Raw genomic sequence first — 22661 nt, 5'->3', positions numbered from 1 at the left:
ATCAACACCCTCAAGCCCCGCTGTCTCCCACTCCACTGACACAAAACCGAGAGAACGCACATGCACTCCTGACCGGCACCACTGACCCCGGCATCCTCCCGCCCGTCGGCGTCAGCGCAGCGTTCTCCGCAACCGGCACGGCTGTCTCCTCGACGTCAGCACCCCCGACCCGGTCCGCGACTTGCCGCGTGGCGAAGTCGGCACGATCCGTTGAACGCCCTTGAGCGGGTCAAGAAGTCCATGCCTTAATCACTGACAATTTCTGACTTTTCGCCCCGAAGTGGTGAAGGGCTGCCAAGTCCTGTTTCGCAAGCGTCTGCCTATCCCCCCTTGTCAGGGGCTTGTAACAAGGGTCCTGGGGGCTTTGGGGCGCGTAGTGCCTGTGTGTTCAACTGACGAATGTCCGAAGATCTTCGGGCGCAACGTTGACCTGACGCGGTTGGCCGGTCCCGGTCCGGCCCCTTGCTTGAGGAGAGATGTATGAAGTCGTGGCGTAAGCGAATGACCTACGGTGCCGCTGTTGCTGCCGCTCTGGTCGCGATTCCGCTGGCGGCCGGTTCCGCCTCGGCCGCGAGCTGGCACGACATCGCCGGTGGTCCCGAGATGTACCCCAACATGGCCGCGTGCAAGGCGGACATCCCCCGGGCGAAGAAGCAGTACCAGGACGCCACCTGTGTCGACAACAAGGGGCGCATCTCCCTCTGGGTGCTGTACTGATGGCGTAGCAGCGCCCGATGGACGCGCACAGCCCCGCCGCTCCGTTCGCCGGGACGGTGGGGCCGCCGTTCGTGAGCGTGCGCCGGCGGGTCCGGTGAAGCCGGCCCCGGCGAGTGTGGCGGCGGTGATGCCGAAGTGAGCGGCCCAGCCCGGATGGAGGCGCTTGAGTGAGGATCCGGCGAGTTCCAGAGTGCCTGCGGCCTGGGTGCCGCAGATGTCGAGTGCCGAGGTGATCGCCGAAGCGTCCAGGCCACGCAGTTTCCCGGCAACGGCCGCCGCCGCGAACGTGCACGGGTCTTCCCGCGCAGCCGGTCGTGGAACTCGTTAACCAGGCCCTTGTCCCGCCAGCGGCGCGGGTTCGATTCCCGTCACTCGCTCCATGACAAAGGCCCAGGTCATCGACCGGGGCCTTATTTGTTGTCTGGAGTTCTCTCAAGGCTCCCCGCCCTCTGCGTGCCCGAAGTAGCCTGAAGGGGACGGCTGTCGGGGTGTTCGCGGCCCAGTTCAGCGAGTGAGCAGCCGACGTCGGAGGAGCATCTCCGGAAACCGATCAATAGCGGTGCTGCTCACCGCAGTCGGAGGGCCCGGCCCGTCGGGGCATTGCCCACGTGCTACGTAAGGGCGTGAACCGGCCGGACGTTGCCGCGGAACCGACCGTCCGCTTGCCCCGCTTGCAGGTGGTCGAAGAAGTCCTCCCAGAAACCGGGTCGCTGCCACTCTTGGGGCGCCAGGGTCAGCCTGCCGTCGTTCAGCCCCGCGACCCAGCAGGTCGGCATCCGACCGGACACCACCTCGAACTTGGCCGCGTCCCACAGCCCAGGGGACTCGATCTCGTCTCGCCTCGCACTGCGGTCAGGAAGGCGGACCAGGGTCCGGTGTTGGGCGGCGAGCACTTCGAGGACCGGGTACTCCTCGCCGATCCGCACACCCGGGTGCTCGCTCACAACCGCCGAGGTCCCGGACCGGATGATTTTGGTGCATCGGACGATCACCGCTGCAGCCTACGCAGTGCCCGGTGCGCCGGCTCCCAGCCTGCGGACGACGACACGTGCAGCACGACATGGACCGGGGCGGTCAGGTGAAGTGTGGGTCAGCCAACAGCACTACCCGGTCCGCCTCGACATCGAAGCCGAGCACCGAGTGACCGGAGTCGATTTCCGGGGCGAACAGCACAGGTTTGCCCATGGCACGTCCGATCGCCCGCAGGAAGCCGCACAGCACGTTCAGTCGCGCCTGGCCCTGGAGCTCACGAAGGTCAGCGTCGAAGTCGATCGAGTCGGCCGCATAGGGGCGAAAGATCGCCAATACTCCCGGAACCAGCCAGATCCTCAGCATCACACTGGCCTCGACGCCCCAAGCCAGCATCTTCTCGGCCCGTGGAAGCCGCAGCACGGCGCCGTCTTCGGAGTACTCGCACGCCCAACCCCGCGATCGCACCAGGTCGAGCACCGCCTGCCAGTCATCGACGGAGGCATCAGCGATGCTCACGTCCGGCAGGGTGCCCATCAAATTGGGGTCGAAGAAGTTCTTGACGTCATCCCACAGCAAGTCAGGCATCAAGAATCACTGTCTGCTTTCCAGCGAGGCGAAGAGTTCAGCGCACTCGCTGGCGAAGGAGCAGAGCTGGTCCACGACCTGCGAGGACCGCTTCGGCAGTCAGCGCGTCCAGGTGGTGCACGAATGGAACACGGGGTGCACGTCCGGGACAACGAGTCAGACCCGCAGAAGCGCACGTTCAAGGCTGCCAGTGCGTGTGGTGCGAGCCCTTCCACGTCATCACGATGGCTTTCGGACCACTGGGCGTAGCCTCGCTTGAACGCGAGGGCTCCCAGTTCACCCGCGAGATGCGCGGTTGGGTCGGGAACGATCAGCTGTGACTCTCGGCGGGCTGGACGTTGGCGCGGGCGTCGTATTCCGCGCGGGCGTCGTCGATGTGCGCCAGGTGCTCGATGGTCCACTTCCGGAGGGGCGCGGTGGCTTCGTAGAGCATTCTGCCCATCGGGGTGAGCTCGTAGGTGACGTGAGGCGGCATGACGTTGTGGACGGTGCGGATCAGGATGCCGTCTCGTTCCAGGCTCCGCAGGGTCACGGTGAGCATGCGCTGGCTGATTCCGTCGACAGTTCGCTTCAGTTCGGTGAAACGGCGCGGCCCCAGATCGAGGCGGCACACGACCAGGAGCGACCACTTGTCCCCGACCATGCCGAGGACGACGCGGGCCCGGCCCGCGTCCTGCTGCGACTGGCTATCAGTCGGGGGCATCGTTACCTCCAGAGAACCGGGACACCAAAAAGTGCCTTATTGATCGGGATGTGGCTGGTACACCATGCTGGTCACGGTTCTTAAAGAGTACCGAGGCGCGAAAAGTAATTGTGCCGTTCCATCCTGTTGCCCCATCTCAGGAGCCCCCCATGCGTGCTATGCACATCACCACCCTCAAGGGTCCCGACGCCATAGAGCTCGTCGAAGTCGATGAACCGACAGTCGATGCCGAATCGGTCGTCATCGACGTGCACGTCGCCGGCGTGACCTTTCCGGAGGTTTCGCAGAGCCGCGGTGAGTACCACCTGCGGCGGACCCTTCCCTTCATCCCGGGCACCGAGGTCGCCGGAGTCGTCAGGTCCGCCCCCTCGGACAGCGGCCTGGGGGCAGGGCAGCGGGTCGCGGCCTTCCCCGGGGTCGGCGGATACGCCGAGACCGTGACCGCCCCGCCGACGGCGGTCTTCCCGCTCCCCGACAATGTGTCCTTCGACGCGGGCGCGGCCCTGCCCATGAACTATCTGACCATGCACTTCGCTCTGTTGCGCCGGGCGCAGATGAAGCCGGGTGAGACGGTTTTGGTGCACGGAGCAGCCGGCGGCGTCGGCACCGCCGCGGTGCAGTTGGCCGCCGCACTGGATGCCAGGGTGATCGCGGTCGTGTCCGCACCGGGAAAAATCGATACGGCGAAGGCTGCTGGCGCCGATGAGGTCGTCTTGGCCGACGCCTTCGAGGACGCGGTGCTGGAACTGACCGGAAGTCGCGGCGTTGACATCGTAGTGGACCCGGTCGGAGCCGGCCGGGTCTCTGGCTCGCTGCGCATTCTCGCGCGCGAGGGCCGCCTTCTGGTCGTCGGCTCAACGGGCGGCGACGTTGCCCAGACCAAGGTCGACAGCCTTATGCGTAACAACCTCAACGTCTCAGGAGTCGGCTGGGGCGCGTTCTGGGTGGAGCAGCCTTCCTATCTGCAGGAGCAATGGGCCGCGCTACTGCCTCTCCTACGGGCCGGCAAACTTCAGCCCGTGATTGGGCGGCGCTTCCCGCTTGAGCAGGCATCGCAAGCTCTGCTCGAACTCGACGAGCGCCGAGCGCAAGGGAAGGTGCTGCTGGACGTCCAGTGAGAGACCCGTGTTCTTTGCTGGTCAGCGGGGGTTGGTGTGATGTTCGGGTGGCGGTGCTCGTGCTGATTGGGAGCGTGATCGTTGACGCCTGGTCGTCTGTCATCGCTGCACTACGTTGGTCGCAAGGACAAGCAGGGACCGCAGGAGGGTGGTCGCGTGCCGGGCGTTCATGCGGAGCTTGGTCAGGATCTGCCAGGCCTTGAGGTTGGCGAAACCGTGTTCGTTCGCGGAGCGTGCCCGGCTTGCCAGGTGGTCCGCCGCTTCCACCTGACCCGCATGGAGCTCGGAGTCGCCGCGTGACGGCCTGCTCTCTTCATTAATCGCAGGACGGGCGGAGCGGGATGACGTTGCTGGGACAGGTTGGTCCTGGGCATCGGGTTGCCGGAGGATGAGGACGGCTGCCGCGAGAGCTATCTGCAGCGGGCGAGGCGGCGTCCGGGGGTGCGTGCCAGGATCCCCGGGGCGACGACCAAGTCATCACAGCGATCTCCCGGCTACGCGACCTCACTCACGGCGGCGATTACGCCTGGTACGTCGACATCGCCCACCTCACGGCCGACCGCCCCCTCGACGCCCCGTCAGCCGCACGGTGGCTCAACGGAGAGCAAGTCGCCCGCCAGCGCTGGCGAGACCTGGTCGGCACCCGCCGCGACCCGGGCGAGGATGAAGGCACGGACGCCCTGTCGCCCGTCGGCCCGGCCGACTGCGGCGTGTCCTTCTCTCCGGGAGGTCTCATGCCCCGCCCTGTGTGGTCCGGAGCGATCTCGTTTGGCCTGGTCACAATCCCTATTAGGGTGCTGCCCGCGACCGAGGACCACAACATCCACTTCCACCAGTACCACCTGGAGGACGAGGGCCGGGTCCGGAACCAGAAGACCTGCGAGATCGACGGCCAGGTCCTGTCGCAAGACGAAATCGGCAAGGGCTACGAGGTCGCGAAAGACCAGGTCGTACCGGTCAGCGATGACGAGCTGGACGAGATGCCGCTGCCGACGGCGAAGGCGATCGAGATCGTCGCGTTCACACCGGCCGACGGCATCGACCCCGTGCGGATGTCCGCCGGCTACTACCTCGAAGGCGACGGAGCCGTCGCCACAAAGCCCTACGTCCTGCTGCGCAAAGCGCTGCAGCGCTCCAGCAAAGTGGCCATCGCCAAGTTCGCGTGGCACGACCGCGAACGCCTGGGCATGCTCCGGGTGAAAGACGACGTCATCGTCCTGCAGTCCCTGAAATGGCCCGACAAGATCCGCGACGTCGCAGCGGCCGCCCCACCCGAGGTGGAGGTGGACGATGAGGAGATCGACCAGGCGGTCGAGCTGATGGAGTCGATGGGGCAGGACGACGTCAGCGGATACACCGACCACTACCGCGAAGCCGTCGAAGAACTCCTCGCCGCAAAGGCAGCTCACCGCGAGCCGAAGCCCCTGGACAGCGGAGAGGGCGAGGAGACCAAGGGCCGGGTCGTAGACCTCATGGCTGCTCTCAACGCGAGCGTTGAAGCCGCCGCCGCGGGCCGCTCGGACGGTGGACACGCGACCGTCCACGATCTGCCCGACCACACGGCTAAGAAGACCACGGGCACGAAGAAGAAGACCACAGCCAAGAAGACCACCGGGAAGAAGGCAGCTGGCCGAAAGCCGTAGAGCGCATAGAGCGGTAAGCCCAGGCGACTCCCTCTCTCGAAAGTCACCGCCAGCTGTGGCGTCTTGCCCACAGGTCCGCCGCACGATTCGATGTGGGCGGGCCGTGAACGCCCGGCCACGTGAAGCCCCCCGCAGCTCTTCACCCAGGACCGGCCAGAAGCATCACCACGCACCACGCGTACGACACCGGCAAGGACACATCGCTTCGTTGGCTTCGTTGATGTCTAGGGACAGCGTTTGTCGACGGTTTCCGAAGGCAGTTAGTGATCAACGAGCTCGGAGATGTCGAGGACAAATGACGGCACTGCCGTGTCCGCGAAGCGGGATGTCGGCTTACAGATCAATGTCCCACCGGGTACAGCCGAACGTGCACAAGTCCAAGACGACGCTCAGGGATGGGGTCTCGGTTGTCCCGCAGTTCGAGCGCCCGTGATCGGCAGAGCGGACGGCGCCCCGTGGCACAACAGCGCGCCCGCCCGTGAGACGGTTGCTGTCATGACAGTTGGCGCGACTCCGGGCAGCGAGGTTGTACTCGAGACGAGTCGACTGCTGCTCAGACCTTGGCGGGTAGCCGAGGCTGTCGTTCAGCGTGAGCTGTGGACCGAACGTGATCCACGGGTGCCGCCGCACCGCCGAATCGACGCGGACGGACACCCCACGGTCGCGGAGCTTGAGGAGTCGATCCGCACCAACCGGTTGTGGTCGATCGGGTTGCTGGCGGTCGAACGGAAGGCCTCTCGTGACGTCATCGGATACTGCGGGCTGGTGGACAACGGGCGAATCGCGGTAGGGGAACCGGAACTGGCGTTCGAGCTGCTGCGCCGAGTGTGGCGTCAGGGATATGCGACCGAGGCCTCGTTGGCGGTTCTGGAATGGGCGAGATCGTCTGGGTACGAACGTCTGTGGGCCACGGTCTGGGACTGGAACACTGCTTCTCGCCGTGTGCTGGCCAAGGTCGGGTTCGCCGAGACCGATCGGAAGGAAGCGGACGCGGTGTACGGGACCACCCTGTTCACCACGAGACGGCTCTGACGCACCCGACGTTTGGCCTTGCGGACGGGGCTGTGCTCGTTGACTCGCAGCCGGCACGGGACGGCCAGCCGCCCGTCAGGGCGGCTGGCCGTCGAGGCAGTTAAGAGCATCCCGATGCTGCCCTGGCAAGAGCCGCCATGCCTCCCAACATCACCCGCCCGTGGATCGGGGCGCCTCCCAAACCCATCGACAACTGACTTCACTACTGCTCGATAAAGCCACTTCGTCTATGGCCGCCTGGGATTGGCCCCAATCGCCGAGCTGGTCGGGCCGATTACGGAAACAAGGGCGTGCACCGACCCGAGGGGCTGGTGCACGCCCTGCGACGCACAGTGGGGTGCGCGTCTGTCAGTCGAGCTCATTGTCGGCCGAGCCCTGCTGGCCTCCGTCAGGGGTACCCCCCACCTCCTCGGATACCTGCTGAGGTGTCTCGTCCTCCGTGGACTCGGCACGATCGGCCGACTTCTGCGCCTTGTCCTCCATCGGTTCGTGATTACCCATGCCCGGGACTCGCTTTCATGCGGAGGGTGATTGACGACACTGCTGACTTGCCCACTCCGGACACCAGTAGTCGGCCCGTAGACCCGCAGCCTCAGCCTCCAGGGCGGCGGGGCTCCACGTGACGACCGAGAAGCGGTCGGTCGTCACGCACTCGTGCTGCCGGTTACCAGCCTCGGAGATTGGTAGGAGTCTGTGATCGAGTGACCTGAGTTCCTGGCGCCGAATTGACCAGATCACTCTGTGTCGTCAATGAGGCCGAAGTCCTCGGTGAAGGCGTCCAAGAACTCTCGCCGCTCTGCGGACGGCTCGGTTGCCGCCAGCTGCTGGACGATCTCGGCGAGCGAGCCTCGCTGATCAGGCGTGAGCTGGTCGAAGGTGCCGGCTACGAAGTCGAGTTGCTTGGCGGCCGCGCGAGGTTCGCCGTCCTCGTCGATAGTGCTGTCGATGAACCGTGTGAGCTCGATGAGGAGCTTGGTCAGCGTCTGCACGAGGGGGTCGTTTCCGTTCATCGTTCTCCTCGGTGCGCTGGCCGCCGTCGTACCCCCGACGGTGGCGTGCGGAACACGCCCTCCGGGGCGTCGAGGAAGGCCTTGACGGTCGCCTCGACGCGGAGGTCTTGCGATGACGTCACCGGGCTGGCGGAGGCTCCGGCGGAGGGCTGGACCCATCGGGCCCGGCTTCGCTGGGAGTGGCGGCCGATGCGTCTTTCGCGGCAGTGTGCACGACCGGATGCCGGTGCCCGTGCACCGCGGCCCATACGACGGACACCACCAGGACCACCACCCCCAGCACTGTCAGACCGAACAGCACCTCGGACACCGAGCCGTCGGTCAGCTCCGCACGGTTCAGCCGACCGTCGTCCCATACGCCTCTGCTGAGCAGGGCGGCCGCCGTGAGCCCCGCGACGTCGGCGCTCAGGACCATGGAGAGGATCCATGTCTGGCTCACTCGCAGCCATCCGACCGTCAGGCCGCCGATGACCAGGCTCACGACGGACGTCGGCAATGACGCAGTCGCCCCGTCGATGTGGAACCGCGCGTCCAGCCAGGCGGCGGCACCCAGCGAAACCAAGGCGAAGAGAAGAGCGCCGGCGCACCGCCACGCCGACTCCAGGAGAGTCCGTGGAACGGGAAGCGGGTCGGTCGCCGGCTCGGCGGGAGGATCGGTGGGAGACATGCCGCCATGATGCCGTCCCGACAACGCGGGGCATCATCTTGCCCCAGTGCGATGGGCGAATCAGGACTGCCCGCAGCAACTCGACCGCAAACCGTACGGACTTGGTCTCCCACGGAGCAGTGCCCCTCCTTGCAGAGGGACACCACGAGGCCGACTGGATCATTGCGGGACTGTGGCCTCTCCGCCCAGTGCGACGGCAGCCGGCACGGCTGCATGGAGGCAGTCCAGGCCCTTGTCGGGGACCATGGCGGGACTGCCGGTGAGGGTGTACCACTCTTCGGCGCCGGTGTACTGGAGCATGACACTGGCGAGGCGGGCAGTGTGGACGGTGAGGTCGCCGGTGATGACGCCCACCTCATCCGTCATCGCACCGCCGGGCCCTGCGGTGACCTGGTCCTGGCACACGGTGGGTTCGGGGATCGGGTCCTACGGAGCACGGCCCCGACGATGCGGCGCTGGACCATCCGTCCGGTGTCCGTCACGAGTTGGCCGTCGGTCCACCCGTTCATCGCCGGGGAGCGCACAGGTGTACCCACCCACGCACGGATCAACGACACCACGACCTGAATGGTTCCGGCGGGTTACGAGGCAGCGCGTCTGGCTTCCGGCCATCTCACGCAAAAGGCACAGAGGGGGATCAGTAGCACGGCTCCCGTGCCGGTTCAGGGCGGTGAGGGAGACGCTCAACGCCCGTGTCCAGGGCGCCATACCTCACATGCGCGCGAATTAGCGAATTGCCCTTAATTGTAATCAAGCTGCGCCGTGTCGCGATTTTTGTTGATTGGTTAATTAATCATTTGGCGCGAATGCGCTTGTTGAGCATCCGCTATTACCCAAGGGTTAGGTCGTGGGTTGACCAGCCCAGAGTAAAATAATTCAAGGGGGAACTGCGAAAAACGGAATGAAGATCTCCGCGGCAGGATTAGCTGCCGCCCTGATCACGCTAGGTGCATCGACCGCGCCCACTGCAGCGCAGAGCGGCACGGCCACTTCCCGAGCTGCCGTAGAAGCAAAGCTGAAGGAAGTTGTCGGCTGTACTTTTACTGCGGAGGCCCCCGGGAAGCTGACCACGAGCACAATGGTCGGCGCCGGAAGGATCAAGACATGTACGACGCCGAAGCCCGGCTCGTGCCGCCTTCAAGTGAGCATCATGAAGGGCGTCAGCACCATAGCCCACAAGGACGGCGGGTGGGGGCCTGCAAGAAGACCCTTGGACCCACGCACAAGTGCTCAAACCTGGTGTCCAAGGTCGTGTACTACACCGAATCCATACTTCAGGTTGAGTACAAGGGCCAGCACGCCTCGAAAATCCTGCACAGCAAGAAGGAGACCGTGTACTGCGGTTAGCCGCAGCAACGCGGGTGCCGGCTCCTCTCATCAGAGGAGCCGGCACCCGCGTACTCGTTTACCGCTTAATCCCGGAGAACGATACTGAAACCCGGTCGCCGGTCCCCTCGGTCGCCGATTCATCCGCATCGTCGGAATCGTCTTCGAGCTTCTCCACTGCTTCGGCAACCTCACGGTCACTGGACTCAACGCAAAATTCGTTACCTTCAGGGTCGGCCATGACGACAACGCCAAGCCCGAAGGTCTCCATGGTCCAGCGCTTTTCGATGACAACAGCCCCAAGGCCCGTCAGCCTGGAAACCTCGTCTGCGAGCGACCCCTGCATGGGATTCAGCCACAGACGCGTCCGGCTTCGCGGGCGATCAGAGCCCCGCTCTTCAACAAGGTAGAGCGACATCGGATGTTCGTCCCCGGGAGACGCGATATGAACGCCGTCTGTGCCAGGGCCGATCGGAGCTTGCAGTACGCCGCTCCAAAACTTCCCCAGTTCCAGAGGATCAGAGCACTCGATTTCGACCACACGCATTGCTAGACCCATGCCATCACGGTAGCTGCGGAACGGTGGAGATGACCGAATCGGGCATACACAACAGGCCAGGGACTGTGGTTGCTCAGACTCGGTAGTGCTCCTGGCCGCCCGTTTCTTGTCGTCGAGGGGCTTGGGTGTGGCGGGTGATGGGGGCGACCGTGCATGCGTGGCGGCTAAGTTGGAGGGTGACGTGCTCGTAGTTCGGCTGGCGCGTCCGGCTCGGCCCGTTCCAGGGCAGCGCACGGGTCGGGCGAGGGTCGCCGGTCGGCGAAGTCGGGGGCCACGGTTGCGTCGACCGGTTCGCGGGGCGTGCGGCTCATGGCTGGGGGTCTTTCCCGGTGGGGTTCTGTGCGGTGTTGGTGTTGGAGAAGGGGCCGAGGGCGATGAAGACCTTCTGTGACTCTTCGATCGTGATCCAGGTGCCGCTGAATCCGCGGGGTACGAAGAATGCCTGTCCGGCGCCGAATTCGCGGCGCCCGCCTGCGTTGTCGACCAGGGCGATGCGGCCGGTGAGCATGACGCACACCTCGTCGTAGGGGTAGTCCAGGCGCAGGGTTCCGGGGGCGCCCTGCCAGGCGCCTCCGAAGAACCGGCCCTGGGCCTCGTCGCCGAAGACGCGCCACTCGGTCTCGGACCAGTTCTCGCTGGCGTCGCCGGCGGGCCACTGCGGGCGGACCTCCTCGCCTGCGCCGACGGTGATCTCGCGGATGTCCGCGGCGTTCACGTTCGTGTCCATGGCTGTGTTCATGTTGGTGTTCAACTCGGTTCTCCTGAGCGGCGCAGTCGGCGTACGTGTCGTCCTCGGGCCGCGCCGAAGATGAACGCGAGGATCAGGGGGATGCAGATGAGGGTGTTGCCGGCGATGCCCAGTCCGGTGAGCAGGTCGAGCCGGACGGTGACCAGGACCAGGACCCCGCTGAGCAGCAGGGCGGACAGGGCGGGGGCGATCCAGCGGTGCCACAGGCTCTCGCCGGTGACGTGCTTGCGGAAGAAGAGGACGGCGGCCACTGAGGTGCCGATCTGCAGGAGCAGGACGGCGAGCAGGGTGGGTGTGTTGGTCCAGATGACGACCTGCGTGTAGGGGTCGAACCGCAGCTGGGCGAAGACGGCGATGGCGATCACGGAGATCGCGGCTTGGGCGATGGCGGCGGTGGTGGGGCTGCCCGAGGTGGGTGAGGTGCGGGTGAACTTCTGCGGGACGAGGCCCTCTCGGGCCATGGTGTAGAGGTAGCGGGTGCCGGCGTTCTGCAGGGCGAGGACTCCGGCGAAGAAGCTGGTGACCACGAGGATCTGCATGACGTCGGTGCTGCGGCTGCCCACGAAGTCGCGGTTGATGTTGAAGATCACGTTGGTGGGGTCGCTGCTGACGGCGGATGCCAGGCGGGTGGGGCCGATGCCCATGAGGATGATCCAGGACATGAAGGCGTAGACGACGGTCAGCAGGCCGACCGCGATGTAGGTGGCGCGGGGTACGGTGCGGCGCGCGTCCCTGGCTTCCTCGCTGTAGATCGCGGTCTGCTCGAACCCGATGTAGACGATGAAGGTGAGTACGAGAAGTGGTCCGAGCGCGGACATGTGCCAGTGGGTGGGGTTGAACGAGGTCAGGGAGTAGCCTTCGGGCGCGCCGGTGGCGATGATCGCGACGGCCAGTACGAACAGGATCCCGACCTCGGCCAGCAGGAGCACTGCCAGGACGCGTGCGCCGATGTCGACCTTGCAGTAGGACAGCACGCCGACTGTGATGCCCAGGACCACTGCGCTGACGCCCCAGGGGACGTGGAGGCCGAGGAAGGTGTCCAGGGCGTTGGAGGCGAAGAGGCCCGCTGCGGCGCAGAAGCCGATCTGCCCCAGGGTGTAGCCGACGTAGGCGACCAGGGCGGCGCCGGAGCCGATGATCTCGCCCAGGCCCAGCCGGATGTAGGCGTAGAAGGCTCCGGCGTCCTGGACGTGGCGGCTCATCGCGGTGAATCCGACGGCGAACAGGGCGTAGACGATGCCGGCGATCAGGTAGCCGACCGGGGCGATGTTCCCGCTCAGGAGGAAGACCATGGGCAGGAAACCGGCGAGCACGGTCAGGGGTGCGGCTGCTGCGACGACGAAGAAGACCAGGTCCCTGGTCGAGATCGCGTTGGCACGCAGGCCCTGGCCGGAGCTGGTTTCTGCGGCGATGCCGGTGCCGGTGGATGCTGTCACCTGTGCGCTCCTTGCGGGGCGGTCAGCGCTGCCCCGGGCGTGGCGAACTCGGATTCCAGGGCCTGGATCTCGGTGTTGAACTGCCGTCGCAGGTCTCGCCGTTCGCCCTCATCGGCCCAGAGGTGGTCGATGGGGTCCAGAGCCAGTCGCTTCATCTGTTCGGTGTCCGCTCCGGCCGCGTGCCGGAAGGCGACGTAGTCCCGGTTCACCGAGGATCCGTCCAGTTGGGGGTCGTCGCTGTTGAGGGAGATGCTGAGGCCCTGGCGCCACATCTCGACGATCGGGTTCTGGGGTCCGGCGGGCCAGCCGTGGTAGAGGCTGGTGGACCAGCAGCAGGTGAAGTGCAGTCCGCTGTCCTTGGCGCGCTGCAGCAGGGCAGGCTCGGCGGCGATGAAGTAACCGTGGTCGATGCGGTCGCAACCCAGGGTCTCGATGCTGGTGGCGACGTTGCGGGGGAAGGCCCACTCGCCCGCGTGCGCGGTGCGCCGCAGTCTGTGCCGGCCCGCGAGTTCGTATGCCTCCTGGAATGCCTCGGGCGGCCCGAGTGCTTCGTTGGCGTCCATGCCGATGCCGACGATCTCGTCGCGTGGGTTGTCGATCACGTCGCGGACGAGCTGGGTGGCCACCGCGGGTGACTGCTCGCGGTTGATGGAGGCGATGAAGCGGCCCTTGACGCCGGTCTCGCGTTCCGCCTCGCGCATCCCCTCGATCAGTCCGTCCGCCATGTCTGCGTAGGGGGTGGTCCAGAAGGCCGCGTGCTGCGCGGGGTTGAAGAAGATCTCCATGTACTTGAGGTTGGAGGCCCGTGAGCTGTCCACCAGGGCCTCGTGAGCGACACGGGCGAAGTCGTCCCGGTCCTTGATACAGGAGATGACCGCGTCAAGAAGGTTCAGCGAGGCCACCGCGTGCGGCTGGTGACAGGGGTCGTAGACCCCCTCGGGGGTGGTGTCGGGCAGCGGGATGCCGTACTTGGCGGCCAGCTCGATCAGCGTGCCGGGGCGCAGCATTCCGGCGAGGTGGCAGTGGAGCTCGACTTTGGACAGGCGACGGGTGAACTCGTCGCTCTCTTCGGGGGTGAGGTGGGCCAGTCGGGACATGGGGTCCCCTTCATCGGGGCCGAGTGGTGCGACCGCAAGTGTTTTATATTGAACGTCTGGTATAAAAACAGTCCGTGGAGGAGCCCGTCAAGGGTTTCCGGTCGCCGGTTCCTCCCCGGACTGCAAGTTCCCGTTCACTTGGGCGGGGGGCACCGCGCCTGGCATCGTGTACCTGACCCAGGCGGCCCATCAGGGCATTCACGAGTACGGGGGACAGTCCGCAACATGCCGAAGATCATCAACCACGACGAACGCCGCGAGCAGGTGGCCGAGGCGACCTGGCGGGTCATCGCCAAGGTCGGCCTCGAAGGCGCGACGATCCGCATGATCGCGGGCGAGGCCGGCCACTCCACGGGGGCGGTCCACCACTACTTCGCCAACAAGGACGAGTTGATCCTCTTCGCGATGGACCTCACCTGGCAGCGTACCGACGAGCGCATGGCCCGCACATCACGGACCTCCACCGCACTCCAGGCACTGTCCACCACCGCGGCGGCGGTCCTGCCTTTGGATGAGGAACGCCGACAGGACGTCCTGGTCTGGCTCGCCTTCGCCGCCCGGGCCGTCAACGACCAGAACATGGCCACGGCCCACTGCGAGTACTACACCCGCGTCCGCCGGCGCTGGCGCGACCTGCTCACCGAGGGCATCACCGACGGGAGCGTCCGCGCGGACATCGACGTCGCCGCCGAGGCCAACATCCTGACCGGCCTCATCGACGGAGTCGCCCTGCAGGCCCTGTTCGAGCCCATGACGCCTGCTGAGATGACCGCCATCGTCGACCACCACATCCGTACTCTGGCTCGTGGGTGAGCCCCGGGTAGGCGCCACGTCGGCCAGCTGCATTCCCGTGTCTCGGGGGCGATGCGCTACTTGGCCACCATGGTCAAGTAGCCAGCTCAGTCACAGTCGCCGTGACAGTCCCACGCCGGGGGTGCTGTGCCCGCCTACCCCTCCACGGTCAGGTCTCCACGGCGCGGCGAACGGAGGCGAAGCATGGCTCGGACCGCAGGCCGAGGAACCGTTCCTGAACCCAAAATGGAACGGGATGTGTTCACCGCCCGCAGGCCCGGCGTCCGGGCGGTGCACCGTGGTGACGGCCGGGCGGCGAAGGATGCGGACCGCCGAGGCACCCAGACCGGTCGGCCCCCGCGGGAACGAACACTAGGGTGGTGTGCATCCACCGGACCTCCACCGGTGCAAGACCGGGCCGGTGGGTGATCTCCCGGTACGGCCCGGCCAACTGCTCCTGAAGGACAGCCGGGTCGAAAAGGATGTGCCAGTGCAGATCAGCGCGCCCCGCCGGCCACGCCTGCTTCCGCGATTCGACCTCTTCGAAGAAGTCCTCCACGAAATACCCCTCCCGTACGGCTGCTGAGCAGCCCAGGCTACTGATCAGACCAGCCCCTCCGTCAGCCTTTCAGCGCGGGCAGCACATGAGCAGATTCAGGCCCGCAGCCTCGACCGCGATGGGCGTGGACTCCGAACACTCCGCCCGCGGGTACGCAGCCGGCGCCGTCGACTACATCAGCAAGCCGTTCGACCCCTGGGCCCTGCGCGCCAAGGTCGCCGTGTTCACCTCCATCCCCCCTGAGCGGCGCACCCAGCAGTGAGGTCGCCGCACTCCGCGAAAGCCCGGATCACGGAATCCGGCGACCCGTGCCAGCCGGTCGGCCCTCACATCAAGGCACACTGACAGCTCTGTCGGTGTCACAGGGCCTTCTAGACTCGCGCCATGCATGACAACACCTGGTTCGATCACGAAACCCTCCAGGAGTGCGACGACGACCCTTTCGAGTTCACCGAGACGGAGCTCGGCTTCCTCGCAGCCCTGCGCGCGCGGGCAGCCACTTGGCGGGTTCCCTGGGCACCCAGTGGCGTCTCACGGCGGGCTCGTAGACGACCGTGGTGGACGGACATTCAGCGGCGAGTCCGAGGAGGGCCTGGCTGCTGGCCCTGTCACCGGCGCTGCCGGCCATCCCGGGTGCCTCGTCGGTGGCACACATCGAGGAGAACGTGGCGGCGGCCGGCTGGTGCTCGACGCGGGACACTCTGGCCGAGCTGGACGGCGCGGGATCCTGAGACCTCAGCCCGAGCCGTCGCCGGGCGGGCCGGCCAGCCACTTCTGGCCGGCGACGACGTGCGCGAGCGTCCGGGGCGAGTCGTGCAGCAGGGAAGCATAGGCAGCCACCACCGTGTCTAGATGATCGGGCGACGAGCAACGTGCCGAGCAGTAACCGCGGATGAAACCGAGACAGTCGGTGAAGATCCGCGGATCATCGACGAAGACCCCGGCAGCGAGTGAATCCGTCAGGTACCCCAGCTGCTCGACAGTGGCATCGAGCTGCGGATCCGCCGGGTCGGCCGCGAGGGCGGGTCCGTGGGGCAGACGCTCCAGCAGGCCCCGCAGCAGTGCCGGGCGCTGCTGGACGAGCCACGCGTAGGTCTCGGCGGACCGGTCGTCCACCGAGGGCCTGCCCGTCCGCCGAGGTGGCCACCCGGTGCGCAGCAGCTCCGCTGCGCTCCGGGCGTCGGGGGCGTATAGGTCCGCACCCAGGGTGCGGGCCCACATACCGGCAGGACCGAAGCCGGGCCCGCCGGCCAGAACGGGTACACCTGCCGTCCTGCACACCTCGAAGAGACGGTCCGCGAGCGGCAGGCGGACCGGCAGGGTGCAGGAGAGGGCCACCACGTCCGGTCCGTTCGAGTGCAGATCGGAGATCAGCCGGGCGGGAGGCACATGACCGCCGAGGAAGCGCACCTGGAAGCCGCGCAACCGCAGGACCTCGGAAAGGATGCGCGGAGCGAGGGTGTGCCACTCGCCGTCGCTGCAGGCGACGGCGATGTCACCCGTGGGGGCGTTGCCGTCCGGAGGGCGGACCGTGGCGATGGCGGTGACCACCTGCTGGCTGACGTGGGTGGCGGCGTGTTCCTGGGCCACGGTCCACTCGCCGGCCGCCCACCGGGAGCCCACCGCGATCTGGGCGGGGGCCACCAGATCGAGCAGTACCTCCTCCTCACTGAGGCCTTCCTCCACGAGGCGGACGGTCAGTGCGACGGCGGCCTCGTCGTCCGCTTCGGTCAGATGGTGGTCGAAGGCGGCCCGTACCTCGTCGGTGATCCCCGTTACGGCATCCGTCATCGGAGGCCCTCTCCTTCCCGGCCGTGCGGGGCCTGGATCGCCAGTACGGCGATGTCGTCGTGGGGGCGCCCGGCCAGCCACCGTGTGGTGAGAAGCTCCACGCGTTCGGTGACGGCTCCTGCCTGCATCCCCAGGCAGCCGGCGAGATCGCGGATGAGCCGCTCATCGCCGAACAGTGCGTCCCCGGTCGGGCCGCCGCGCGCCTCGGTCACCCCGTCGCTGTAGAGCAGCATCAGTTCACCGGGCTCCAGACGGGATTGCGTCAGTGCGAATTCCGCGTCGGGCAGGATGCCGAGCAGAGTGCCACCGACCGCCATCGCCTCCACCCGGCCGTCCCGGCGCAGCACCAGCGGCGGAAGGTGGCCACCACCGGCCGTCGTCACAGTAAGCCCGCCGTTCGGGGCCCGGTGGGCGGAACCCATCACCAGTGTGGTGAAACGGCTTCCAGCGTCGAGCAGAGCCCGGTTGAGCAGACGCAGGGTACCGAGCGGATCACGTTCCACCAGCGCCAGCGTCCGCAGGCTCTGCCGTACCTGGCCTGCGAGCAACGCGGCCTCAGCGCCCTTGCCGCGCACGTCGCCGAAGAAGAACTTGACGCCTCCGCCGTCCTCGGGGGCGACGTGATAGAAGTCCCCGCTGATGAGCAGCGCCTCCGCAGCCGGCCGGTAGGCCGCGCCGAGTGCGATGCCATCGACATCGGGCAGCGCACGAGGGGCCAGATCGGCCTGCATCACGGCGGTGATGCGTGTCTGCTGCGAGTAGAGAGAGGCAGTGGCGAGCGCAAGGCCGGCCCGTGCTGCGAACTGTTCGGCGAGCTCGATGTCCTGTTCGCCGAAGCGCGGCCGCTCAGGTCCCCGCACCAGAACGAGTGCACCTGCCGAAACCCCGTTGCCGGAGAGCGGGATCACCAGCGCCTCGCCGACTGCGTCCTGGCCTTGCAGCATAAGGGCGCCCACCTCGCCCAGCTCGTCCCGACGGCAGACAACCGCCCGGCGCTGGAGCCCGGTCAGTGCGTGCGCGACCCGTGACACCCGCAGCAGCGTCTCCGCCAGCATGTCCCCCGATCTGACGGTCCCGCCCGGCCCTGCCAGGTACCAGGTGGACCGCCGCCCGAGTACCGGAAGGACAGCGATTGCGGTGTCTGCCAGCACCGGCAGGGCGGCCTGAACCAGGGCGCGTACCGTGCGGCCATGATGCAGTGAGCCTCCCAGCCGAACGGCTGTCTCGTGGAGAAACGAAGAGCGTTCCCGCGCCGCCAGCAGGTCCCGCTCGCGGTCCCGGGCACCGCTGACATCGCGTACCAGCCAGACCACACCGCCGTTCCACGGCCGTCGGTAACCAGAAAGCGCGCGCCCGGCGACATCGCACTCGAACCGCTCCGCCAGCCGGGCGGTGGCCGTCGCCATCGGCCCGACCAGCTCCTGCCCCGTCCCCAGCCGCGGGAACAACTCTGCTGCGGGACCGTTGAACCCGCGTACGACGCCGTCCTCGTCGCACATCACCACCGCCTGATCCACCAGATCGAGCAGTCCCTGCGGTGGCTCGGCGCCGGGCCACCGTCCTGCCACCGTCCGCGACGACGCGCGATCGCTGCTCACGGAAGTGCCCGATACCGAGGTTGCGTCGGTGGGTTCGCCGTCCGTCATCGGCATCGGTCCGCATCGTCGGGTGTCACGGGCCGACGAGGGCGGCGGGCGGCCGTAGGCACCGGAGACGACGCCTTTGCCCGGCCACCGCCTTTGCCGACCGGCCGGCTGCCACGTCGCCACATAATGTCGTATGTCCTCTTTCTCGGCTCCCGCTTCCACCGTACGCACCTCTACCGGGTGGGGCATCGCCAACCGCGCTGGCGTGAGCCGGTCGATGACGAGCTGATCGGTATGGAGGACGACCTTCAAGAGGCGGCACGGCGATTCGCCTGCGCCGTTTCCCTCCGAGCCGCGGACTACCGCACGAACGGCTTCAGCTAGCAATGCGACGTCACCCTGTGTCTGGTCTGTCACCCGGAGGGGGCGGGGGCGGCCAGAAGTGAGGAAGGGGGTTGGGGAACATCCATGTCAGATCGTGCGCTAAGCTATCTCGGCGTTGATTGGCGCTTTGACCTGGGATGATTGCGTGTCGGAGCCTTCGTGGGTCGCTGTTGCCGATCTTCGGAGAGTTGTTGTGGCAGTCGAGTTTCCGTCAGGTGAGCAGGCTGGGTACGGGGCGTTTGTCGGGGCGCCGTCCCGAACCGAGTTGGAGCGGTACTTCTTCCTGGATGACACGGACTGGGAGGGGGTGCAAGCCAAGCGGCGCGCGCACAACCGGCTCGGGTACGCGGTCCAGCTCACGAGCGTGCGCTACTTGGGCCGGTTCCTGCCGGACCCGCGGCAGGTGCCGGAGGAGGTGGCCGAGTACCTGACCGAGCAGCTGGAGATCGAGGGCCCGTCGTGTCTGAGGGAGTACGGCGAGCGGGACGGGACGGCCCGCAGTCACGCCGGAGGTCCAGGAGGCCGGGGGCTGGAAGGACTTCGCTGAGGTCTCGGCTGAGCTGGGTGAGTGGCTCGATGCGCGGGCCTGGACGACCGGGGACGGGCCGAGGGCGTCGTTCGACGCGGCGGCCGGTTGGCTGCGCGAGCGGCGGGTGCTTCTTCCCGGGGCGAGCCGTCTGTCACGGATGGTGGGCAATGTCCGGGAGGCGGCGAACCAGCGCCTGTGGGACACCCTCTACGGGCTGCTGAACACCGGGCAGCGGACGGTGCTGGACTCGCTGCTGACGGTGCCGGCCGGTTCGCGGGTCTCGGAGCTGGACCGGCTGCGGCGCGGGCCGGTGCGGGTGTCGGGTCCGCAGCTGAAGTGGTCGCTGGATCGGGCGGAGGAGATCGCCGACCTGGGCATGGAGCTGGACGTGTCGGGGATACCGCCGCGCCGGCTGGCGGAGCTGTCGCAGTACGGGGTGGACGGCAAGGAGACGCTGCTCAAGCGCCACAACGACGCGCGGCGCCTGGAGACCCTGCCGGCCACCGCGGTGCACCTGACGACGAGGGCGGTCGATGACGCCCTGGACCTCCTGGAGGTGTTGATCGCCACCAAGCTGCTGGCCAGGGCAGAGAGGGAGACGGCCAAGGAAAGGATGAAGACCCTGCCGAGGGTCGAGCGGGCCGGGGCGAAACTGGCGACCGCGTTCCAGGTCGTCTTCGACACCACCTCCGAGCAGCTCGACCCCAACACCGGCGAGATCAGCGCCCCGAAGGTGGAAACGTTGGCGGCGATGTGGGAGCAGATTGAGGCGGTGGTGCCACGCAGCGAGCTGGCCGCCGCGATCGCCGCACTGTTCGAGCTGACGCCGCCGCTGGACTCCGATGCGGACCAGGCATGGCGGGCGATGCTGATCACCCGGTTCGGCACCGTGCGGCCGTTCCTGAAACTCCTGGTCAAGGTCGTGGACTTCGACGCGACTCCGGAGGGCGCCCCGGTGCTGGCCGCGCTGAAGTCACTGCCAGAGTTGATGGGCCGCAAGGAGGTGGGGCCTGGCGAGATGGACACCGAGCTGCTGGCGGGGTCGTGGCGGCGGCTGGTACTGGCCGCGCCGAACCTGGAGCCGGGGACGGTGGACTGGAAGGGGTACGTGTTCTGCGTGCTGGAGCACTTCCACCGCATGCTGCGCAGACGGGAGATCTTCGCGAAGAACTCCTCCAAGTGGGGCGACCCGCGGGCGAAGCTGCTGGCCGGCGAGGCATGGGAGCAGGCCAAGCCCACCGTGCTGGCGTCACTCGGCCTCCCCGAGGGGCCGATTGAGCACCTGGCGGCGCGGGCCGCGCTACTGGACGGCACCTACCGGGAGGTGGCGGGCCGGCTACCTGAGAACGCGCGGATCGCCTTCGACGATGACGGCCGCCTGCACTTCGCTGCGCTGGAGCCGGAGCCCGAACCGGCTTCCCTGCTGGACCTGCGGACGGCGGTGAACGCGATGCTGCCCCGCGTGGACCTGCCGGAGGTGTTCTCCTGGACGGGCGCGGACCAAGCGTTCACTTCGGTCACCGGCGGCGAGGCCCGGCTGAAAGACCTGCCCGTCACCATCGCGGCGCTGTTGGTGGCGCACGGCTGCAACGTCGGCTATACCCCGGTGATCAGCGGCACCGACGCGCTGAAGTACGGGCGGCTGTCCCCCGTGGATCAGACGTATCTGCGGCTGGCGACCTACCGGGCCGCCAACGCCACGCTGATCGCCACCCGGGCCGCGATTCCGCTTGCCAGTGCGCGGGGCGGCGGGCTGGTCGCCTCGGTCGACGGGATGCGGTTCGTGGTGCCGGTGCCGTCGGTGTACGCCCGGCCGAACCCGAAATTCTTCGGGCGCCGGGGCGGCGCAACCTGGCTCAACACGGTCAATGACCAGGCGGCCGGGCTCGGCGGGGAGGTCGTGGCCGGCACCCCGCGCGACTCGCTGTACGTGCTGGACGTCCTCTACGACCGCGACGGCGGCGAACGCCCCGACATGATCGTTACCGATACCGCCTCGTACTCCGACATTGTCTTCGGACTCCTCACCTTGGCGGGATTCACCTACGCGCCGCAGCTGGCCGACCTGCCGGACCAGAAGATGTGGCGCATCGACCGCAGCGCCGACTACGGCGCCTTCACCGGCGCGGCCCGCGGCCGTGTCGACCTGGTCCGGATCGAGCGGCACTGGGAGGACATCCTGCGGATCATCGGCTCCATCCACACCGGAGCCGTCCGCGCCTACGACATAATCCGGATGCTCTCGCGCGACGGCCGCCCCACCCCGCGGGGCGACGCGATCGCGCACTACGGACGGATCGCCAAGACGCTGCACATCCTGCGCCTGGCAGACGAACCCGCATACCGGCGAAAGATCAAAGTGCAGGCCAACCTCCAGGAGGGCCGCCACGCGCTCGCTCGGAAGATCTTCCACGGCAAGTCCGGACAGCTCTACCAGCGCTACCAGGACGGTATGGAAGACCAGATCGGCGCCCTCGGCCTGGTCCTCAACGCCCTCGTGCTGTTCAACACGAGGTACATGGACGCCGCCGTACAGCAGCTACGCGAGGACGGGTTCGACGTCCGCGACGAGGACGTGGCCCGCCTGTCCCCCGTTCGCGCGGCATCACGTCAACATGCTCGGCCGGTACTCGTTCCAGCTGCCCGACCTGCCTGGCGGCCTGCGCCCGCTGCGGGCCCCGGATACCACCGATGATGCGTAGGGAGGTGCATCAGCATTCTCGGTGGCGGAATTGGCCGCGCGACTTGGAATTCGGGGCAAACCGGGCACGGGTTCAGCTACAGGGTCCCGGGCTCCGGCCGCCCGTGGCGGTGTTATCGGTGCCGGTCCCGGTCGGCGGCGCTTCGACGGGGAAGAGGATCGGGCTGATCAGGTACTGCGTGCGGTCGGGTGATGGCTCGTTGGCCAGGTGGGGGGCGATCGCCTCCCGCATCCCGTCGATCATCCCGTGCAGTTCCCCAGGGCTGAGCCAGACGGCATGCTGCCGGTAGCCGACCAGGTCGGCTACCGGGTCGGCCGTGTCGCGGTCGAGATACGCGGTGAATTCGGCAGTCAGGACCGCCAGAGCGGCGGCGAATGCGCTGCGATGGTCGTCGAGCGAGAGCGAATTGGCCGTGTCCGTATTGATCCCCGCGCGGTCGCGGCGCAGCCGGTAGCGGCGCTCGACCGCACCGCGCACGCGTCGCTCCAGGGCGACTTCCAGGACCCCACCGGCTGCGAGCAGGTCGACGTGCCGGTAGACCGTGGCCTTCGAGACGTCCCGAATGCGGTCGCACAGCTCGGCGGTGGTCAGCTCCCTGCCTCCGCGCATCGCATGAACCACTCGCAACCGCACCGGGTGGGCCAAGAGTTCGAAGGCATCCATCTCGTAATGATCTCACGCCGTGCTACCGTTCGCATTCATTGA

General features: G+C 67.3%; 22 protein-coding genes and 4 pseudogenes. 10 read left to right on the top strand and 16 right to left on the bottom strand.

Annotated elements, in window-relative coordinates; all coding sequences use genetic code 11:
- Positions 1 to 480 precede the first annotated feature (480 nt).
- A complete protein-coding gene (locus OG385_RS36935) occupies positions 481 to 717 on the top strand; it encodes a hypothetical protein (RefSeq protein WP_266862480.1) in 237 nt (78 codons plus the stop codon).
- Positions 718 to 813: 96 nt separating this feature from the next.
- Here OG385_RS36935 and OG385_RS37500 read toward each other — a convergent pair.
- The 5 genes and pseudogenes from OG385_RS37500 to OG385_RS36920 form a co-directional block, all read right to left on the bottom strand.
- A pseudogene (locus tag OG385_RS37500) lies at positions 814 to 993 on the bottom strand (MmgE/PrpD family protein); the annotation flags it as partial.
- 335 nt (positions 994 to 1328) lie between these two features.
- Positions 1329 to 1661, bottom strand: coding sequence for a hypothetical protein (locus OG385_RS36930; protein WP_266862479.1), 333 nt, complete (start codon positions 1659 to 1661; stop codon positions 1329 to 1331).
- 130 nt (positions 1662 to 1791) lie between these two features.
- Positions 1792 to 2274: a hypothetical protein gene (locus tag OG385_RS36925; protein WP_266862478.1), complete on the bottom strand. Its 483-nt coding sequence runs from the start codon at positions 2272 to 2274 to the stop codon at positions 1792 to 1794.
- 179 nt (positions 2275 to 2453) lie between these two features.
- Positions 2454 to 2582, bottom strand: a pseudogene (locus OG385_RS37445) (TetR family transcriptional regulator); the annotation flags it as partial.
- Between the two features lie 2 nt (positions 2583 to 2584).
- Positions 2585 to 2977, bottom strand: coding sequence for a helix-turn-helix domain-containing protein (locus tag OG385_RS36920; protein WP_266862477.1), 393 nt, complete (start codon positions 2975 to 2977; stop codon positions 2585 to 2587).
- A gap of 158 nt (positions 2978 to 3135) precedes the next feature.
- On the opposite strand from OG385_RS36920, the gene OG385_RS36915 reads away from it, so the two are divergent.
- From OG385_RS36915 to OG385_RS36905, 3 genes are all read left to right on the top strand, one after another.
- On the top strand, positions 3136 to 4095 hold the full coding sequence (locus tag OG385_RS36915; protein ID WP_266862476.1) for an NADPH:quinone oxidoreductase family protein: 960 nt from the start codon (positions 3136 to 3138) through the stop codon (positions 4093 to 4095).
- A 734-nt stretch (positions 4096 to 4829) separates the two neighbouring features.
- Complete coding sequence (locus tag OG385_RS36910; protein ID WP_266862475.1) at positions 4830 to 5738, top strand: Ku protein; 909 nt, start codon at positions 4830 to 4832, stop codon at positions 5736 to 5738.
- Positions 5739 to 6233: 495 nt separating this feature from the next.
- The gene (locus tag OG385_RS36905; RefSeq protein WP_266862474.1) at positions 6234 to 6770 is read left to right on the top strand and encodes a GNAT family N-acetyltransferase; all 537 of its coding nucleotides are present in this window, start codon (positions 6234 to 6236) and stop codon (positions 6768 to 6770) included.
- A 348-nt stretch (positions 6771 to 7118) separates the two neighbouring features.
- Here the strand turns inward: OG385_RS36905 and OG385_RS36900 are convergent, their stop codons facing one another.
- From OG385_RS36900 to OG385_RS36885, 4 genes are all read right to left on the bottom strand, one after another.
- Complete coding sequence (locus OG385_RS36900; RefSeq protein ID WP_266862473.1) at positions 7119 to 7271, bottom strand: hypothetical protein; 153 nt, start codon at positions 7269 to 7271, stop codon at positions 7119 to 7121.
- Positions 7272 to 7504: 233 nt separating this feature from the next.
- A complete protein-coding gene (locus OG385_RS36895) occupies positions 7505 to 7780 on the bottom strand; it encodes a hypothetical protein (protein ID WP_266862472.1) in 276 nt (91 codons plus the stop codon).
- A gap of 118 nt (positions 7781 to 7898) precedes the next feature.
- Positions 7899 to 8447 carry a hypothetical protein gene (locus tag OG385_RS36890; RefSeq protein WP_266862471.1) on the bottom strand — a complete coding sequence of 183 codons (549 nt, stop codon included), beginning with the start codon at positions 8445 to 8447 and terminating at the stop codon, positions 7899 to 7901.
- 159 nt (positions 8448 to 8606) lie between these two features.
- Positions 8607 to 8813: a hypothetical protein gene (locus OG385_RS36885; RefSeq protein ID WP_266862470.1), complete on the bottom strand. Its 207-nt coding sequence runs from the start codon at positions 8811 to 8813 to the stop codon at positions 8607 to 8609.
- A 738-nt stretch (positions 8814 to 9551) separates the two neighbouring features.
- Here OG385_RS36885 and OG385_RS36880 point away from each other — a divergent pair.
- On the top strand, positions 9552 to 9794 hold the full coding sequence (locus OG385_RS36880) for a hypothetical protein (RefSeq protein WP_266862469.1): 243 nt from the start codon (positions 9552 to 9554) through the stop codon (positions 9792 to 9794).
- Between the two features lie 58 nt (positions 9795 to 9852).
- Here the strand turns inward: OG385_RS36880 and OG385_RS36875 are convergent, their stop codons facing one another.
- The 4 genes from OG385_RS36875 to add all read right to left on the bottom strand — a co-directional run bounded on the left by OG385_RS36875 (position 9853) and on the right by add (position 13613).
- Positions 9853 to 10332 carry a VOC family protein gene (locus OG385_RS36875; RefSeq protein WP_266862468.1) on the bottom strand — a complete coding sequence of 160 codons (480 nt, stop codon included), beginning with the start codon at positions 10330 to 10332 and terminating at the stop codon, positions 9853 to 9855.
- Positions 10333 to 10639: 307 nt separating this feature from the next.
- The gene (locus OG385_RS36870; protein WP_266862467.1) at positions 10640 to 11083 is read right to left on the bottom strand and encodes a cupin domain-containing protein; all 444 of its coding nucleotides are present in this window, start codon (positions 11081 to 11083) and stop codon (positions 10640 to 10642) included.
- Positions 11080 to 12516, bottom strand: a complete 1437-nt coding sequence (locus OG385_RS36865) for an APC family permease (RefSeq protein WP_266862466.1) — start codon at positions 12514 to 12516, stop codon at positions 11080 to 11082. Before OG385_RS36865 ends, OG385_RS36870 begins: the two co-directional genes overlap by 4 nt.
- Positions 12513 to 13613, bottom strand: a complete 1101-nt coding sequence (gene add / locus OG385_RS36860) for an adenosine deaminase (RefSeq protein ID WP_266862465.1) — start codon at positions 13611 to 13613, stop codon at positions 12513 to 12515. Before add ends, OG385_RS36865 begins: the two co-directional genes overlap by 4 nt.
- A gap of 225 nt (positions 13614 to 13838) precedes the next feature.
- Between add and OG385_RS36855 the strand changes: the two genes are divergently transcribed.
- The 3 genes and pseudogenes from OG385_RS36855 (at position 13839) to OG385_RS36845 (ending at position 15695) form a co-directional block, all read left to right on the top strand.
- Positions 13839 to 14426, top strand: coding sequence for a TetR/AcrR family transcriptional regulator (locus OG385_RS36855; protein WP_266862463.1), 588 nt, complete (start codon positions 13839 to 13841; stop codon positions 14424 to 14426).
- Positions 14427 to 15076: 650 nt separating this feature from the next.
- A pseudogene (locus OG385_RS36850) lies at positions 15077 to 15226 on the top strand (response regulator); the annotation flags it as partial.
- A gap of 295 nt (positions 15227 to 15521) precedes the next feature.
- Positions 15522 to 15695, top strand: a complete 174-nt coding sequence (locus OG385_RS36845) for a hypothetical protein (protein WP_266862513.1) — start codon at positions 15522 to 15524, stop codon at positions 15693 to 15695.
- Positions 15696 to 15699: 4 nt separating this feature from the next.
- Here the strand turns inward: OG385_RS36845 and OG385_RS36840 are convergent, their stop codons facing one another.
- Positions 15700 to 16755: a B12-binding domain-containing protein gene (locus OG385_RS36840; RefSeq protein ID WP_266862461.1), complete on the bottom strand. Its 1056-nt coding sequence runs from the start codon at positions 16753 to 16755 to the stop codon at positions 15700 to 15702.
- Complete coding sequence (locus OG385_RS36835) at positions 16752 to 18353, bottom strand: PP2C family protein-serine/threonine phosphatase (protein WP_266862459.1); 1602 nt, start codon at positions 18351 to 18353, stop codon at positions 16752 to 16754. Before OG385_RS36835 ends, OG385_RS36840 begins: the two co-directional genes overlap by 4 nt.
- Positions 18354 to 18527: 174 nt before the next feature.
- On the opposite strand from OG385_RS36835, the gene OG385_RS36830 reads away from it, so the two are divergent.
- Positions 18528 to 18725, top strand: coding sequence for a hypothetical protein (locus OG385_RS36830; protein WP_266862458.1), 198 nt, complete (start codon positions 18528 to 18530; stop codon positions 18723 to 18725).
- Positions 18726 to 18918: 193 nt separating this feature from the next.
- A pseudogene (locus OG385_RS36825) lies at positions 18919 to 21956 on the top strand (Tn3 family transposase).
- 72 nt (positions 21957 to 22028) lie between these two features.
- On the opposite strand, the gene OG385_RS36820 reads toward OG385_RS36825, so the two are convergent.
- Positions 22029 to 22619 carry a helix-turn-helix domain-containing protein gene (locus tag OG385_RS36820; RefSeq protein WP_266862456.1) on the bottom strand — a complete coding sequence of 197 codons (591 nt, stop codon included), beginning with the start codon at positions 22617 to 22619 and terminating at the stop codon, positions 22029 to 22031.
- Between the last annotated feature and the right edge of the window lie 42 nt (positions 22620 to 22661).

The organism is Streptomyces sp. NBC_01306 (assembly GCF_026340465.1).
Taxonomy (GTDB): domain Bacteria; phylum Actinomycetota; class Actinomycetes; order Streptomycetales; family Streptomycetaceae; genus Streptomyces.
This window is presented reverse-complemented; position numbering and strand designations above follow the sequence as displayed.

What these genes read in the sequence shown, in the direction of transcription:
- add (WP_266862465.1), bottom strand. Translation starts at nt 13,613, where the DNA reads ATGTCCCGACTGGCCCACCTCACCCCCGAAGAGAGCGACGAGTTCACC.
- OG385_RS36820 (WP_266862456.1), bottom strand. Translation starts at nt 22,619, where the DNA reads ATGGATGCCTTCGAACTCTTGGCCCACCCGGTGCGGTTGCGAGTGGTT.
- OG385_RS36925 (WP_266862478.1), bottom strand. Translation starts at nt 2,274, where the DNA reads ATGCCTGACTTGCTGTGGGATGACGTCAAGAACTTCTTCGACCCCAAT.
- OG385_RS36830 (WP_266862458.1), top strand. Translation starts at nt 18,528, where the DNA reads ATGTCGTATGTCCTCTTTCTCGGCTCCCGCTTCCACCGTACGCACCTC.
- OG385_RS36855 (WP_266862463.1), top strand. Translation starts at nt 13,839, where the DNA reads ATGCCGAAGATCATCAACCACGACGAACGCCGCGAGCAGGTGGCCGAG.
- OG385_RS36915 (WP_266862476.1), top strand. Translation starts at nt 3,136, where the DNA reads ATGCACATCACCACCCTCAAGGGTCCCGACGCCATAGAGCTCGTCGAA.
- OG385_RS36900 (WP_266862473.1), bottom strand. Translation starts at nt 7,271, where the DNA reads ATGGGTAATCACGAACCGATGGAGGACAAGGCGCAGAAGTCGGCCGAT.
- OG385_RS36935 (WP_266862480.1), top strand. Translation starts at nt 481, where the DNA reads ATGAAGTCGTGGCGTAAGCGAATGACCTACGGTGCCGCTGTTGCTGCC.
- OG385_RS36890 (WP_266862471.1), bottom strand. Translation starts at nt 8,447, where the DNA reads ATGTCTCCCACCGATCCTCCCGCCGAGCCGGCGACCGACCCGCTTCCC.
- OG385_RS36905 (WP_266862474.1), top strand. Translation starts at nt 6,234, where the DNA reads ATGACAGTTGGCGCGACTCCGGGCAGCGAGGTTGTACTCGAGACGAGT.
- OG385_RS36880 (WP_266862469.1), top strand. Translation starts at nt 9,552, where the DNA reads ATGTACGACGCCGAAGCCCGGCTCGTGCCGCCTTCAAGTGAGCATCAT.
- OG385_RS36895 (WP_266862472.1), bottom strand. Translation starts at nt 7,780, where the DNA reads ATGAACGGAAACGACCCCCTCGTGCAGACGCTGACCAAGCTCCTCATC.
- OG385_RS36875 (WP_266862468.1), bottom strand. Translation starts at nt 10,332, where the DNA reads ATGGGTCTAGCAATGCGTGTGGTCGAAATCGAGTGCTCTGATCCTCTG.
- OG385_RS36920 (WP_266862477.1), bottom strand. Translation starts at nt 2,977, where the DNA reads ATGCCCCCGACTGATAGCCAGTCGCAGCAGGACGCGGGCCGGGCCCGC.
- OG385_RS36840 (WP_266862461.1), bottom strand. Translation starts at nt 16,755, where the DNA reads ATGACGGATGCCGTAACGGGGATCACCGACGAGGTACGGGCCGCCTTC.
- OG385_RS36910 (WP_266862475.1), top strand. Translation starts at nt 4,830, where the DNA reads ATGCCCCGCCCTGTGTGGTCCGGAGCGATCTCGTTTGGCCTGGTCACA.
- OG385_RS36885 (WP_266862470.1), bottom strand. Translation starts at nt 8,813, where the DNA reads ATGACGGATGAGGTGGGCGTCATCACCGGCGACCTCACCGTCCACACT.